Consider the following 16,291-nt stretch of genomic DNA (forward strand, 5'->3'; position numbering starts at 1 on the left):
CAATAAACATCAAAACCATTATGGGCAAGATCAAACTAAAGGATATCAGTACAAGAGCCCCCGAAGGCTGGGACAAAACAACGATAAAGGAAAAGACTGCTAAAATAATTGAAGAGCTGGATGAATTACAAAACCTGTTATATGCCGAGGGGAAACATTCGGTGCTTATTATTTTGCAGGGAATGGATGCCAGTGGTAAGGATGGTACTATCCGTAATATTTTCGGGCAAATGAACCCGCAGGGTGTACAGGTTACTTCTTTTAAAACACCTACCAAAGAAGAACTGGCCCACGATTTTTTATGGCGTATACATGACCATACACCCGAAAAAGGCATGATCGGTGTATTTAACCGTTCGCATTACGAAGATATTTTAATTACCAGGGTGCATGGCTGGTGCGATGATGAACTGGCAAAAAAAAGAATGCGTTCCATCAACGACTTTGAATACCTGTTGCAGGAGCATAATAATACGCATATCCTCAAATTTTACCTGCATATCTCGCAGAAAGAGCAGCACGAAAGATTGGCGGAGCGTATAGAAGATCCTAAAAAAATGTGGAAATACAATGCCTCGGATATGGAAGAATCCAAACGCTGGGATAAATACATGACCATGTACGAGGACTGTTTTAATAACTGCAACCAACCCGAATGGATCATTACCCCGGCGGATCAGAACTGGGTAAAAGAATATACGGTGGCCAAGGCATTTTATGATCTGCTGAAAAGCCTGGATATGAAATATCCCCAGTTGGAAAAGTAAAATTGGTAATTTATCAATTTACTCCGTATTTTGACCCTGACTAAAAAACACTATTTTATAACTCTTAATTTCATTCTGTATGGCATTTTTAAAGGAATTTAAAGAATTTGCTGTTAAAGGCAATGTGGTGGACCTGGCAGTGGCCACTGTATTAGGTGTTGCTTTTAACGCTATTGTTGGTGCCGTTGTCGATCATATTTTAATGCCCATCATAGGTATGATAACCGGCGGTATCGATTTTAACTCATTGGCCTTGACAGTAGGAAGTGCTGAACTTCGCTATGGTATGGCCATTTCAGCGATCATTAAATTTGTAGCCATTGCCGGATTCTTGTTCCTGGTGGTAAAAGCAATTAACAAGCTGAAAAAGAAGGAAGAAGCTGCCCCGGCTGCTCCTGCACCGCCTTCTGAAGAGGTTCTTTTACTGCGTGAGATCCGCGATTCCTTAAAAAAGTAAGGCAAAATATAATTCCGTAATTTTGAGCCCTGCCGGGAAATCACCCGGGAGGGCTTTTTAATTTTTTGTGAACATGTCAACACCGGCTTCTTATCAGATAAAACTTCCGCAGTTTGAAGGTCCCTTCGACCTGTTGTTGTTTTTTATTGAACGTGATGAACTGGATATCTACAATATTCCCATTACCCGTATTACCAACGACTTTTTAGGTTATATACAACAACAGGAATCACTGAATATTGAAATGTCCAGTGAATTTATCCTGTTTATTTCTACCCTCATGCGTATCAAGGCAAAAATGCTGATCCCCCGTAAGGAGGTAGATGCGGATGGTAAGGAGATAGATCCCCGGGACGAGCTGGTAAGTAAGCTGCTGGAGTACAAGAAGTTTAAGGAAGCTTCTGCCCAGATGGCCGAGATGGAAGCCCTGCGTATGTTAATGGTAAAACGCGGTAACATACAAAAAGAACTTTCCGGTATAGGTGAGGAAGCCAGTGAAGGTACCGAGATACAAAATATTACCCTGTTTAAATTAATGAAGGCTTTTGAAAAAGCCATGCAGAAATACTCGGACAGGGTGAACAAACCGGTACACACCGTGGTGCAATACCGGTATACCATGGATGACAGCCGCCAGGATATGTTAACCCTGGTAGAGCAGGATAAAACGGTTTCATTTGAAAAAATATTCCAGCGTGCGGAAAACAGGGTACATGCAATTTTCCTTTTCTTATCCCTGCTTGAACTGGTGCAGCAGAAATACATGAAGATCATGATCGGTGAAGGCACGAATAATTTTATCCTCGAATACAACTCTCCTGAAGACAGGCTGGTTGAGCTGGAGGAAGAAAAAAGAATGCAGGAAGAAGCCGGAGCCTGGAAAGAGGAGAATGAGGACGTGAACCAGTCCGGTGATGATACTGCCGGTACTGAGCCAACGGGTGAAGCCGGTAATAAAGAAGAAGATACTGACGTTTAACCTTCTATAACCTTTAAAATATTCAAACATGAAACGTACAGCTACAGCCAACTGGAAAGGTTCCGGTAAAGACGGAAAAGGTACTACCAGTACCCAATCGGGCGTATTAAACAATACACAATACTCTTTCTTAAGCCGCTTTGAAGAAGGTATTGGCACTAACCCTGAAGAACTGATCGCAGCCGCTCATTCGGGTTGTTTTACCATGAAGCTGAGCTTTGTATTGAATGAAGCAGGCTTTACAGCGGATAATATTGATACCAAATGTATAATTACTTTTGAAAATGGTGCTGTTACGCAAAGCCACCTCGAAGTAAGTGCTACCGTACCAGGGATTGACGAAGCGGCCTTCTCCAATGCCGTATTGGATGCAAAAGAAAACTGTCCTATCAGTAAGTTATTAAATACTACTATTACCATAGAATATAAACTGGTATAACTGTTAAGTATGTCCTGTTCAGCTTACACGTTATTGTTGAACAGGACATACTTCTTCGTTTATGATTCATGAGCATTTCCAGGTGTTTCCCTATCCTCACAGAACCACCTGCTGGCGCCGGCCATTCCATGAACCTTCTCTTTCTCTCCTTCTGTTTTAACTTGAATATCCGGGTTAGCAGCTCCCATTTAAGCTGAACAGGCTGGTATTTTTCTTTATACAATAACTAACATTTGTATTTTTTACGGCTGCAAAAAACTGCATATTCCCTTAACATACATCAATAAAATGTTAAAGGATAAACGGTAAGTATTTACACATATATTTTTTCATTTATAAGAATATAAAAACCTAATTTACAGCAGTTAAAAACTAATATTAATTGAATATGAGAGAAATGCGTTATGCAAAAAAAGGAAGTCCCGGGCTACCTTTTTTAAAAGGGATCATTAAAAACGGGGCAATTATAGGGAGCTCCCTGTTTTTAGCATTGCAGTCCAATGCCGGAACTACAGGATTTAAAACGATTACCGGTTATGAAATAAATCCCCGTGAGGAAGCTGGTTTTTTTAAAACGATTACCGGAACCGTTATTGACGAAGAGGGTAAGCCGGTTGCAGGCGTGGCCGTAAGTGTAAATAACCGAAAGGCTACGGTGACTACAACATTGGACGGTACCTTCACCATTGAGGCCAATGAAGGTGAAGACCTGGTCTTTTCTCATATTTCCTATATCAGTAAAACGGTTAAAGTGGGTGCCGAAAGCCGTTTATCCATTACACTTCAGCAAAATGTAAACGACCTGGAACAGGTTACGGTTACCGGTTATACCAGCTATTCCCGCAGCAAAAGCCCCAGTGCTTCCTCTGTGGTAAAAGCTGGTGATATCAATAAAGTGCCCATGAGTTCTGTTGACCAGATCCTGCAGGGACGTGTACCGGGGCTTAGCGTACTTTCCAGTTCAGGTCAGCCGGGACAAAGTGCAGCGGTGGTGATACGAGGTATTGGAACTATTAATGGCTCTACACAACCATTATATATCATGGATGGTATTCCTATTGAGAATGGTTATTTCCAGACACTTAATCCCGAGGATATAGAGTCTATGAATGTATTGAAAGATGCATCAGCAAAAGCATTGTATGGCTCCCGCGGATCTAATGGTGTAATTGTTATTACCACTAAAAAAGGTCGCAAAGGACGATTAAGTATCGGTTATAGCTCACAGTATGGTATCTCTACCCTTACACAGCCTGTGTTTGAAATGACCGATGCAACAGAGCGTCTGAAATTTGAAGAAGAAGTAGGCTCGGAAACAGGACGGGATATTGGCCCGGGCTGGAGGTTCTCTCCTTTAAACCCTAACTATGCTACTCAATCGGCGGCATGGCAGCAACGTGCTGATTTTATACTGGATAGTTTAAGGACCATGAATACGGACTGGAGAGATATGTTTTTCCAGAACTCTACTTTCATGGAACAACAGATTAACCTGAGTGGTGGCGGTGAAAATGTACAAACCTACAATGCTATCAGTTTTTGGAAGGAAGATGGCATTGTAAAGGAAACAGGAATGAAAAGATTTTCCTTACGCAGTAATACTAACTTAAATTATGGCAAGTTTACTGCCGGTATTAACCTGAACCTGGGTTATTCCGATTCTAAATTTACCTACAATGAAGGTGGTACCGGAGTTGGATCGCCCATGGCATCGGTATACTATGCTTTGCCTTATGAATACCCTTATACAGCGGATGGTGTGTTTCATCCAACGGATCAAACTGCCACTGTATACGATACCCGTGAAGGAAGCCGTGGTATAGATGTGCTATACGGAACCTCTGATAAAACGCAGCAATTTAAAACAACATTGGGTATAGACCTGGGTTACGAAATAGTGAAGGGTTTGAAAATTACTACACGTGCTGGTATAGATTTGAGAAACTCAGTCGATGAAGCCTATATCAATCCTTCATCTTATATAGGTAGCCGTCAAACCGGCCAGGCAGGTTACTTTGGAGAAGGGTTTAGAAGAAACTTTAACCTTGTTTCTACCTCGGGACTTACCTATAAAAGAAGAATAGATATACATGATTTTGAAGTATCCGGATTTTTTGAATACCTCCAAAACAATTCCCGGGCCTTTAGTTACAGGGGCTATCGTTTAGATGACCGTTTATATGATGATCCCAATGGTATTACAGGAGCTTCCACTTTTCCTGCTACATTAGATGGAGGACGTTCAGGCACCGTTATGTCATCTTTAATGGGTGTAGGCCGGTACACACTTAATAATAAATATACCATTACTGCCAGCTACAGGTATGATGGGGCATCCTTATCCTGGGTGCCTGAAAAAAATCGCTGGCACGGATTCTATTCTTTTGGCGCTACCTGGGATGCAAAACAGGAGCAATTTTTAAGTGATGTAAGTCTTATTTCGGCATTACGTTTAAGGGCAAGTTATGGTCAAACGGCCAGTCCTTTTGGTAGTATTTTTGGTTATTACCCCACCTATTCAGTAACAGGTACATATAACGGACAGGGAACGATCCGTCCTTCCAATCTTGGTAATCCTGATTTTGATTGGGAGTATGTAGATGAGTTTAATGCCGGTTTTGATCTGTCACTTTTTGCCTCACAAAGAATAAAAGTGGTATTTGACTGGTATAACAAAGTAACTAAAGGCATGTTTATCGAACAGGATGTATCGGCTACTGCCGGCGGCGGCGTAGGTACTTCTGTAATGTTAAGTACAGGCCGTATGAGAAACAGGGGTATTGAATTGAGTTTGAGTGGTGATATTATAAAAGAGAAAAATTTCAACTGGAATGTAGGCATTAATGGTGCGTTCAATGAAAACCGGATTTTACGCGTAGCCGATTTGACTGATCAAATGCCGGATGGTGATACAAGGGTTATTAAAGTAGGCATGCCTTATGGTACTTATTATGCTCCAAGATGGGCCGGCGTTGATCCTGCCAATGGTGATGCTTTATACTATAATCCTGATGGTACTGTAACCAATGTATATAATGCGGATGTACAATCTGTACCGCTTTCGGCAAGTATGTTCCCTAAACTAACAGGTGGTATTACTACCGATGTGCGCTGGAAAGACTTTACATTAAGTGCATTGTTCTCTTTTGTTACCGGCATTGACCGCTGGAATAATATCGATTTTTATATCGAGAACCAGGCCTATATGACCAGTAACCAGAGCAAGAGGATGTTATATGACCGCTGGAAAAAGCCGGGTGATATTGCCACTTTACAACGCATTGATATACCAAGACGTTTTACCTCGAAAGATATCCAGGACGCTGCCTTTATGCGTTTAAGAAACCTGAGGCTGAATTACAGCGTACCTGCTGCATTATTAAATAAAGTAAAAGTTTTAAAATCTGTTGACATTTTTGTTCAGGGACAGAACCTATTTACCTGGACATCATGGAGAGGATTGGATCCTGAAAATAACAGGGTGTACGGCCGTTTTGAATATCCCAATGCCCGTAAGTACACAGGTGGAATTAGTGTTAACTTTTAATTTGAAATTTTATGAATATCAAGAATATATTTATTTTATTAGTATCGACAGGGGTTGTGTTTCAATCTTGTAAAAAAATGGATGCCGGTCCTAAGGATTCTATTGATCCTTCAAGAGCATTCCGTAACCTGAATGATGTAAACATGGGTGTATTGGGGACTTACGCACCCCTGGGCGCTTCGCTTATTGAAGCAGGCGCTATTGTTTCAGATGAAGTCATGTTTCCCACCGAAAATACGGTATCGAATACCGAGCAGCACAGGTGGCTGTATAATTCCGGTTCGGGTTCTGTAACATCGGCCTGGTATGAATACTATGATGTGATTGACCGGGCCAACAGGGTAATAGAAGCATTGCCCAATGTTCCGGTAAATGCAAATACGCAGTCGTTATTAAACCAGTATCATGGTGAACTGCTGGCAGTAAAAGCCTATAGCCATTTTGAATTATTAAGAGCGTATGCATCCTCTTATAATCCTGATGGCATGGGCGTACCTTATATGAAAGAACGTAAAGTAGGTTCACCAGCCAGGGAAACGGTAAAGTCAAACTTTGATAATATCAATGCTGATCTGAAAGCAGCAAAAGAACTGATTCCCGCCGGTTTTAATGATAATACCAGGATCACCCGGACTGCCATATCAGCCATACAGGCAAGGGTAGCCCTTTACGAAAAAAACTGGCCGGATGCCATTACTTATGCCTCGGAGGTAATAGCGAGCGAACCCCTGGCCCCGAAAAATGACTTTGATAAAATATGGACCGATAACAGCCAGTCAGAAGTAGTGTGGAGATTGGCAAGAATAGTTGGTGACGGCGCAATAGGGAGCATATTTTTCCGCCAGACAGGTGATATCGTTTTATATGCACCTTCCTTCAAATTGATAAACACATTTAACCGTACCGATGATATCAGGTTCAATTCCTATATCACCTACAACCAGGCCAGGCAGGATAATTCCGGTGGTGTAAAATCGGCTTACCTCGTTAAAAAATACGTAGGTGGTAATCCTGTTACCAATCCCGGGCTGGCTGCCGTTAAGCTTTTCCGTACCGGTGAAATGTACCTGATCAAAGCAGAAGCCGAACTGGAAAATAATAATACACCAGCTGGCATCACTGCTGCAGCACAAACATTGAACGAATTAAGAAGAGCGAGGATCTATAATTATACCGATCAGACCTTCGCTGATAAAGCAAGTCTTGTAACGGCTATCTATAACGAAAGGTTTAAAGAACTGGCTTTCGAGGGACATCGTTTCTTTGATTTAAAACGCAGGAACTTACCGGTTGAACGTACCGCCCAGGATGCGGTTAATACATCAGGTGCTATTAAACTGGAGACAACTGCGGCACAATACTGTTTCCCTATTGCCTTACTTGAAATGAATGTGAATAAGAATATGCGTCAAAACCCTAATTACCAGTAATACCGTTTTTTGAATAATGAAAAGATTTAGTTCACTGTTTATCGGGTTTGTGCTGTTAACGGCCTGTAGTAAATCGGATTCTTTAAACCCGTTTGATCCGGGTGTACCAACGCCCACTAATCCCGTGGCCCGTCCTTCTTCTATCGGGGTGGTGGGTGATACTGCCGATGTACAAACCACTACTAAAGCAGGCATGGTGATCATGGGCGGCGGTACAGATGTGGATGCGGCCTTTCAATGGATGATCAGCAGAAGCGGTGGCGGGGATGTAGTGATCATAAGAGCTACAGGCACGGATGCCTATAACCCTTACGTAAAAAACCTGGGTACCGTTAACTCGGTGGAAACCCTGAAGATCGATTCCCGTAAACTGGCTGATGATGATGGCGTGGCCCGCATTATAAGGAATGCTGAAATGTTGTTCATTGCCGGCGGCGACCAGTCCGATTATACCGGGTACTGGAAAGGTACCAAAGTAATGGCCGCTATTAATTACCTGTTGAATGAAAAGAAAGTACCGGTAGGCGGAACAAGCGCCGGCGCGGCTATCCTGAGTAATTATTATTATACCGGGGAAAGAGGAAGTGTTACTTCGGCTGAGGCCTTGGCAAATCCGTATGCGCAAACCATAACCATTGGCAGGGATGATTTTTTACAGGCGCCTTTTTTGCAGAACGTGATTACCGATCAGCACTTTTCACAAAGGACCCGTGAAGGACGTTCGGCGGTTTTCCTGGGACGCATTATGAAAGACTGGAGTAAAACCCCCAATGCCATTGCGGTGGATGAAAGAACTGCGGTTTGTATAGATGAAAATGGTATGGCTGAAGTATTGGGGACCAACAAGGCTTTTTTCCTGAAAACCAGTACAGGTAAAGCACCGGAAACGCTTAATGCCAACCAGACTGTTACCTGGAATAATGATGGGAAAGCTATTCATGCTTCGGTTATATCGGCTGCTGTAAGGAATAATCAATTTAACTTAAACACATTTGAACCTGCCAATACTTTGGGGCTGGAATCCTACTGGTGGTCCATTGTAGCAGGCAATATGATAATAGTTAGTCAATAGTATAATTAAAAAAGATGAAAAATATTTTTAAAACAATTGGGTTTGTTGTAAGCTGTAGCCTGGTCTTGTTTGCCTGCAAGGATCAAACAACCACCACCACTACAACAAACAGCGATACTTCAAAATATGTCATGGTGATTCATGGCGGGGCAGGTACCATTGAAAAGAGTTTGATGACACCTGAAAAAGAAAAAGCCTATACCGCTGCCTTAACGGAAGCGCTGCAGGCCGGGTATGATTTACTGAAACAGGGTAAAACATCTGTAGAAGCAGTACAGGCTGCCATTAACATCATGGAAAACTCTCCGCTATTCAATGCCGGTAAAGGAGCTGTATTTACCCATGAAGGTAAAAATGAGTTAGATGCTTCTATTATGGATGGTTCATCCCTGAAAGCGGGTGCTGTGGCTGGTGTTACCAATATTAAAAACCCGATCAATGCAGCAATAGCTGTTATGGAGAAATCGGAGCATGTGATGATGGTGGGGAAAGGAGCAGAACAGTTTGCGGCGGCCAACGGATGTGATACGGTTCCTCCGTCTTACTTTTTTACACAGGAGCGCTGGGATCAGTTGCAACGAACCATAAAAGAAGAAGAGAACGGCAGGGCGGCTTCTGTGAGCGATGCTGATATTAAAAAAAGCAGGATATCAGGTATATCGGACCGTGACAAAAAATTCGGAACAGTGGGTGCCGTGGCATTAGACGGGAAAGGCAACCTTGCTGCCGGCACATCTACAGGTGGTATGACCAATAAAAAATATGGCAGGGTAGGTGATTCTCCTATCATTGGCGCCGGCACTTATTGTAATAATGCTACGGCCGGTATTTCCTGTACAGGCTGGGGTGAATACTATATCAGGGAAGTAGCTGCTAACAGGATGTCATCGCTGATTGAGTTGAAAAAACTTTCTATTACTGATGCTGCCAAACAGGTAATTGAAGAAATAGGTAAGTTAGGCGGTGATGGCGGTATAATTGGCCTGGATAAGTCCGGCAAAGTGGCTATGGAATTCAATACTTCCGGTATGTATCGTGGTACCGTAGATGAAAATGGAAAAATATCAATTCAAATTTATAAATAAGTAATGCAATATAATTTTTTTAAAAAGAGTCTCTTGTTAGTTGCTTTTATCAGTGCAGTATTGTTTGCTCATGCACAAAATAAAGGCAGCCTGTTTATTATAGGTGGGGGTGAAAGATCGGATGTACTGACCAAAACGATGGTGGAGACCGCGAAGCTCAGGGCGAATGATTATATCGTTATTTTACCCATGGCAACCAGTGTCCCGGAAGAATCGGTGAGTTATATCAGTTCACAGCTAACGTCTATTTGTACAAATAAGATAACCAGTTTTAATTTTTCAAAAGAGCAGGCAAATGATAACCAAAGCTGGATTGACTCGGTTAAAAATGCGAGGATGATCTATATCACCGGCGGGGATCAGAATAAATTTATGGCCGTAGTGCAGGGTACCAAACTGTATGATGCCATGCATTTGGCTTTTAAGAACGGCGGCACTATTGCAGGCACCAGTGCCGGGGCAGCTGTTATGTCGCAGATCATGATCACCGGTGAAGATAAAGGCAAAAAAAGCAGCGATGCCTTTAAAGAGGTAAAAGTGAACAGCGCTGTTACTTCACAGGGTATGGGCTTTATTTCCGGCGCTATCATAGATCAGCACTTTATTAAACGCAGCCGGTACAACCGTCTTTTAAGTGTACTGGGCGATCATCCTGATAAAACGGTAATTGGCATTGATGAAAGTACTGCCATTATTGTTACCGGGAAAAAAGCAACCGTTACAGGTGAAAGCCAGGTGGTGGTACTGGCAAAGCCCAAAAAACTGAAATTATTCGGTACCGATAAAATAAGTTTTAAAAATGCACAGCTTTCCCTGTATTCGGCCGGGCAAAGCTTTACCTTATAATAATAATAACATTCGGCAGAACAATCAGCCGCTACAAAACTAAAATATGCAAATGATGACTATAGTAAAAAGACTATTCCCGGCATTAATGCTGCTGCTGGCAATAGCAACAGGATGTAAAAAAGATAGTTATAATTTTAAAGACCTGGCACCTACAGTTAAAAGTTTTTATACCATAACCAGCACAGGATTTGAGATGGGCGATGAGATTCAGTTTAAAAATGAATCTTTAAATGCAGAAACATATACCTGGGATTTTGGTGATGGTACAACGTCAACCGAAGCAAATCCTAAAAAAGTATATCCCGATGCCGGAGTTTATAGTGTTGTATTAAAAGCTGTAGGTGCAGGCGGCACAGGTACTTTTTCAAAAGATGTTACCATTATAGATCCAAATGCTCCGGCACCAGGTAGAGAAGCCTTATATTTTATGGAGTATGGTGTAGATCTTATAAAAAAGATGGCAGTTGCCCCAGGCTCGGTACCTGTACAAATTGCTGATATTTCTGGTAAAACCGGATTGGGTATTGCTTATGACGCCGTAGATGATCAGTTGTATTATACTAATGAAGATGCTGGAAGTATAGTGCGTATGGATATTGACGGAACTAATGCCACAACGATTGCGTCAGGTGCTGATGCTCCCTATGGCATTGCTGTAAACTCAGTAGCCAAAAAAGTATACTGGTCCGATGGTGAAAATATTTCAACGGTAAACTTTGACGGTACTAATGAAACAACAGATTTTATAACCGTAACCGGTGCCGATTTTACAGGTGTAGCATATAGTGCTAAGTCCAATAAAATTTATTTTTATGACTTTAATGCTGAGAATTTACATATAGCCAATGCGGATGGAACAAATGCTCAAATACTTATACCGGACATATTTGGGTATGCAATTTTTATTGATGATGTGAATAGTAAAATTTATTATGATGATAGAGGTAAACAAGCCATCATGAAAGCTAATTTAGATGGTACAAATATTCAGGAGGTAGTAAAACTTGGAAGCTCATTAAGGGTAGCCGGAATAGGAATAGATTACACCGCAGGAAAGTTATATTGGACTGATAGAACAAATAATGTTATCAGGCGTGCAAACCTGAACGGATCTAGTCCTGAGAATTTCTTGACCGGAGTAAGTAGCCCAAGATACTTTTTTATAAGATAATTTACTTATGCGGTATTAACTGTTGATTAGCGATCTGCAGTTGAAGAGTGCGACGCAAGGAACGATCATCTGTGTTAATATCGCCGGGATCATAAAAATAGCGTGTGTTTTACAGCATTAAGTTGTAGAACACACGCTATTTTTGTTTTTTACCAACGTCCCTCCCTTGATTGAACTTTTGTTGCGTCGCACTCTTCAACTGCAGTAATACTATTGAATATAATTACGCAACCCAATTATTAATTAAATAAACTTCCTGTTATCGTAAGTATAGTTTTCTCTAAACTCTTTTGGGGTGCAGCTTTTCCGGCTTTTAAATAAACGATTAAAATTGGAGATATTATTAAAACCGCAGTGGTAAGCAATGGCTGATACCGGATCAGCCGTATCTATTAACATGCGTGATGCATGTCCCAGGCGCATCTCCAGTAAACTTTCTACAAAAGTAATTCCTGTTTTGGCTTTAAAGAAGCGGCTGAATGATACTTCGGTCATATTTACCAGTCTTGCTACATCGGCCAGTGTAATGGTATCCTGGAAATGATGTGCCATATATTCCATAACTGCTTCAATACGTTTACTGTTATAGGATAACTCGGCATTGCTGAAAGTGGCATCGGATAGCGTGGTCATATTCCTGGAAATAGACAGGTCGTGTAACAGGGACAGTAGCTCCAGTACCGAATCAAAGCCCTGGGTATGGTTCAGGGCTGTTAAACGGGGCATTACCTGTATAACAGTGTCTACAGAAAACAGGATGCCACGGGCAGATTGTTCCATCATCTTGCGAATGAAGCTTAACTGGTTGCGGCGTAAAAACTTTTCATCCAGCAGGTCTTTGTGGAACTGTATGGTCGTTTCTTTAATGCACTTGCTGTTGCATTCATGGGTCTGCCATACATGCGGCAGGTTGGAGCCTACCAGTACCAGTTCCATGTTCTCAATATTACCGATATGATCACCAATGACCCGGCGGGCGCCTTTGCCATTCATAATAAAATTCAGTTCCAGTTCTTCATGGCTGTGTAAGGGGAAATCGAAATAATCTTTTTCACGGGAGAAGATGGTAAAGCAATCGCTTTTGGTAAGGGGCGTTATTTCCCGCATAATATTATCGTACATATGGCATAATTGACTTTCCGAAGATATTATAAAAATGTTAAAATAGTATCATATTTAATTGTAAAACTGCCCTTTATGTACTCGATTGCAAAATGAGTAAAATAAGGGATAATATTTATAACTGTATAAACAACACATTAAAAAATACCATTATTGGATAAAATAGTATTAGTTATTAAACGCTATTGTAAGCTACATTTGGACAAATAACTTGCTATATGAGACCAAATCCATTATTACGGATATGGCTGTTTCTTCTATGCCTATCCCTCTCTTCTTTTGTGTTAGCACAGTCCAGAACTATTACGGGAACCGTTGTTGATGAAAAAGGTACTACGCTTCCCGGTGCCAGTGTTACAGTGAAAGGCACTACTCAAACTACGGCTACCAATGTCGATGGTAAGTTCAGTATTGAATTACCCGGCAATGCTAATACGTTGGTTATTAGTTTTATTGGTATGGAAACCCAGGAAGTGACGGTAGGTAAAAATAATAACCTCACTGTCAAGCTTGTTTCTACAGCAACTGCCATGTCAGATGTTGTGGTTATTGGTTACGGTACCACCAGGCGGTCCAACGTTACCACCGCTATCTCATCGGTTAAAGCAAAGGATTTAAAAGATATGCCAGTTACCGGTATTGACCAGGCTTTACAAGGCCGGGTAGCAGGCGTATCCATTGCCAATAATAGTGGTACACCGGGCGGCGGCGTATCCATGCATATACGGGGTATAACTTCTATCAACAGTAACGATCCGCTGGTGGTTATTGATGGTGTATTATTTCCCGGTAATACCCGGTCAACAACCGGTTTTTCCGGTTTAGGCGGTGCAAACGGCCAAACAGGGAACAGTGTGCTGGCTACTTTGAATCCGGGTGATATAGAATCAATTGATATTTTAAAAGATGCCTCGGCCCAGGCTATTTATGGCTCACAGGCGGCGAATGGTGTAATATTGATCACCACAAAAAAGGGCAAATCCGGTGATGGTAAAATAAACTATGATGTTTATTATGGACAGGCAAGGGTGCCTACGCGTTTGGATTTAATGAACCTGCAGGAATTTGCAAAATACTACAACGAAGTGTCGCTTGTGCCGATGGAGGAATTTCAAAACCCGGAAATACTGGGTGAGGGAACAGACTGGCAGGAAGCAATGTTCCGTACCGGGCATATACAAAATCACCAGTTAAGTTTTTCAGGGGGCAAGGATAAAACTACCTATTACTTATCCGGTAACTATTTTAAACAGACCGGTACATTGAACGGTTCAGATTTTACCCGTTATACAACACGTTTCAACATGGATCACGAGTTGAAACGGTGGATGAAAATTGGCGTGAGCTCTAATGTAACCAGGAGTATACAGAATGTAACCCTTGCAGATGCGGCGCCGGGCGCTATCTGGGATATGGCAATTTTAAGCCCCTTAACACCGGTTAAAAATCTTGATGGTACCTGGGCTGCCGGTAGTAATATTATTTACAACGGCCAGCGCCCGGATATCAGTAACCCCATAGCCGAAAGTTATTTCCGGGGCAACAAAAATACCAGTTCCCAGGTCTTTGGTTCGGTGTATGCAGATATACTGTTACCCAAAGGCCTTTCTTTTAAAAATGAATTTGCTTACTCACTTGGTATGAATAATAATATGGCCTATCAAAAAGCGGGTAAAATTGGTACAAGACCAGAGTTACAGAGCCAGCTGGCCGATTACAGGGGCAATAGCTATTACTGGGCTTTGCGTAATTACCTGAACTATCAAAAGTACACAGCCAAACATGGTATTACGGCAACACTCGGTCACGAAGCACAATACTCTTATTATGAAGGCATCTCAGGTAAAAAATTAAAACTGCAAAACAATATCCTGGATCTGAACGCCGGCAGCACCACACCAACGGATTGGGAGTTAGGTGGTGGTAAAGGACATTGGGCCATGGAATCCTATTTTGCAAGGGGTACTTACTCCTTTGATAACCGTTATTTTATTAACCTGAGTTTAAGGGCCGATGGTGCCTCTAATTTTGGTACCAATAACAGGTGGGGTTATTTCCCCGGCGGCTCTGTTGCATGGAATATTACCAACGAAAGTTTCGCACAATCTATAAAACCGGTAGTTAACGATCTTAAGCTGCGTATCGGTTATGGAGCCGTAGGTAATCAAAACCTGCCTGGCGGAGCACCCAACCCGCCTTATACAGCAAATGTTTTATTCTGGCCTGGCCCGGTAGGTTTTGATACGGCCAGTTATATCACTTCACAAAACCCGGACCTGGGCTGGGAGGCCGTTGTAACAAAAAACATCGGTATAGATGCATCGTTTTTTAAAAGCCGCATTGCTTTAACGGTAGATGTATACAAAAAAACAACCACCAATATGCTGATGTTTGGTGTTGGTGGTACTACTATTGGTTTAGGCGAAAACTGGGACGATATGAAAGCGCCTGTTGTGAATGTTGGACAAATGAGCAATACGGGTGTGGATATCAGCCTGAATGCTACCGTGATTGATAAAAAAGGATTTAACTGGCGCAGCACTGTGATCTTCTCGCACTATAAAAACAAACTGGAGAAGATGAACAACTCGACTGCCGGTTTACAGGGCAAAGTATATTATGATGGTTATACGATCACTTATACCGATCCCGGTTACCCGGTAGGCTCATTTTTTGGTTATAAAACCGATGGGCTGTTTCGTACACAGGCCGACCTGGATAACAGTTTACCACAGTTTAATTTACCCATTGCACAGGACAGGATATGGCTGGGTGATGTACGGTACAAAGATATCAGTGGCCCCAACGGTAAGCCCGATGGTATTATTGATGCACATGACCTAACCTACATTGGCAGTCCTTTGCCTAAATTCACTTATGGCTTTACCAACAACTTTACCTATCAAAACTTTGATCTGGCCATCTTTCTACAGGGAAGTTACGGCGCTAAGATCTTTAATTTCTTAAGACATAGAACAGAACGTATGGACGTTCCTTATTTAAACCAGTCCCGTACAGTACTTGACAGGTATACCGAAAATAATACCAATGGTAGCCTGCCAAGATATGTAGCGGGTGTTGATAACAATATCCAGATATCTGACAGGTATGTGGAAGACGGCTCTTACCTGCGTATTCAGAATATAACCCTGGGATACAGGGTGCCGGTTAAATATACCAGCAAACTGTTAATGACAAATGTGCGTTTTTATCTTTCTGTACAAAACCTGCACACGTTTACCAAATACACCGGCCTAGACCCTGAAATTGGTTCGTTTAACAATAATTTTCGCTTAACCAATGTAGATGTGGGTCACTATCCTAATCCACGCACATTTACAATAGGTGCAAACATTGAGTTTTAATTTAAACG

At 41.9% G+C, this 16,291-nt stretch carries 12 protein-coding genes; 11 read left to right on the plus strand and 1 reads right to left on the minus strand.

Annotated features, from left to right (window positions below; genetic code table 11):
- The first annotated feature begins 20 nt into the window (after positions 1-20).
- From ACFS6H_RS10605 to ACFS6H_RS10650, 10 genes are all read left to right on the plus strand, one after another.
- On the plus strand, positions 21-767 hold the full coding sequence (locus ACFS6H_RS10605) for a PPK2 family polyphosphate kinase (protein WP_386098116.1): 747 nt from the start codon (positions 21-23) through the stop codon (positions 765-767).
- A gap of 79 nt (positions 768-846) precedes the next feature.
- Positions 847-1,224 (plus strand): large conductance mechanosensitive channel protein MscL, encoded by a 378-nt coding sequence (mscL, locus tag ACFS6H_RS10610; RefSeq protein WP_386098118.1) that lies wholly within the window; start codon positions 847-849, stop codon positions 1,222-1,224.
- A gap of 73 nt (positions 1,225-1,297) precedes the next feature.
- On the plus strand, positions 1,298-2,203 hold the full coding sequence (locus ACFS6H_RS10615; RefSeq protein WP_386098120.1) for a segregation and condensation protein A: 906 nt from the start codon (positions 1,298-1,300) through the stop codon (positions 2,201-2,203).
- A 28-nt stretch (positions 2,204-2,231) separates the two neighbouring features.
- Positions 2,232-2,642, plus strand: coding sequence for an OsmC family protein (locus ACFS6H_RS10620; protein WP_386098122.1), 411 nt, complete (start codon positions 2,232-2,234; stop codon positions 2,640-2,642).
- A 388-nt stretch (positions 2,643-3,030) separates the two neighbouring features.
- Positions 3,031-6,189 (plus strand): SusC/RagA family TonB-linked outer membrane protein, encoded by a 3,159-nt coding sequence (locus ACFS6H_RS10625; RefSeq protein WP_386098124.1) that lies wholly within the window; start codon positions 3,031-3,033, stop codon positions 6,187-6,189.
- A gap of 11 nt (positions 6,190-6,200) precedes the next feature.
- A complete protein-coding gene (locus ACFS6H_RS10630) occupies positions 6,201-7,619 on the plus strand; it encodes a RagB/SusD family nutrient uptake outer membrane protein (protein WP_386098126.1) in 1,419 nt (472 codons plus the stop codon).
- 16 nt (positions 7,620-7,635) lie between these two features.
- Complete coding sequence (locus ACFS6H_RS10635; protein ID WP_386098128.1) at positions 7,636-8,691, plus strand: cyanophycinase; 1,056 nt, start codon at positions 7,636-7,638, stop codon at positions 8,689-8,691.
- 14 nt (positions 8,692-8,705) lie between these two features.
- Positions 8,706-9,776 (plus strand): isoaspartyl peptidase/L-asparaginase family protein, encoded by a 1,071-nt coding sequence (locus tag ACFS6H_RS10640; RefSeq protein WP_386098130.1) that lies wholly within the window; start codon positions 8,706-8,708, stop codon positions 9,774-9,776.
- Between the two features lie 33 nt (positions 9,777-9,809).
- Positions 9,810-10,622, plus strand: coding sequence for a cyanophycinase (locus tag ACFS6H_RS10645; RefSeq protein WP_386098132.1), 813 nt, complete (start codon positions 9,810-9,812; stop codon positions 10,620-10,622).
- Positions 10,623-10,674: 52 nt separating this feature from the next.
- Entirely contained in the window at positions 10,675-11,796 is a 1,122-nt protein-coding gene (locus ACFS6H_RS10650; RefSeq protein ID WP_386098134.1) for a PKD domain-containing protein, read from the plus strand.
- Positions 11,797-12,039: 243 nt separating this feature from the next.
- Here the strand turns inward: ACFS6H_RS10650 and ACFS6H_RS10655 are convergent, their stop codons facing one another.
- Entirely contained in the window at positions 12,040-12,918 is an 879-nt protein-coding gene (locus tag ACFS6H_RS10655) for a helix-turn-helix domain-containing protein (RefSeq protein ID WP_386098136.1), read from the minus strand.
- Between the two features lie 218 nt (positions 12,919-13,136).
- Here ACFS6H_RS10655 and ACFS6H_RS10660 point away from each other — a divergent pair, with 218 nt between their 5' ends.
- Positions 13,137-16,283, plus strand: a complete 3,147-nt coding sequence (locus ACFS6H_RS10660; RefSeq protein WP_386098138.1) for a SusC/RagA family TonB-linked outer membrane protein — start codon at positions 13,137-13,139, stop codon at positions 16,281-16,283.
- The last annotated feature ends 8 nt before the right edge of the window (positions 16,284-16,291 follow it).

It is taken from the genome of Terrimonas rubra (genome assembly GCF_042686025.1).
Taxonomy (GTDB): domain Bacteria; phylum Bacteroidota; class Bacteroidia; order Chitinophagales; family Chitinophagaceae; genus Terrimonas; species Terrimonas rubra.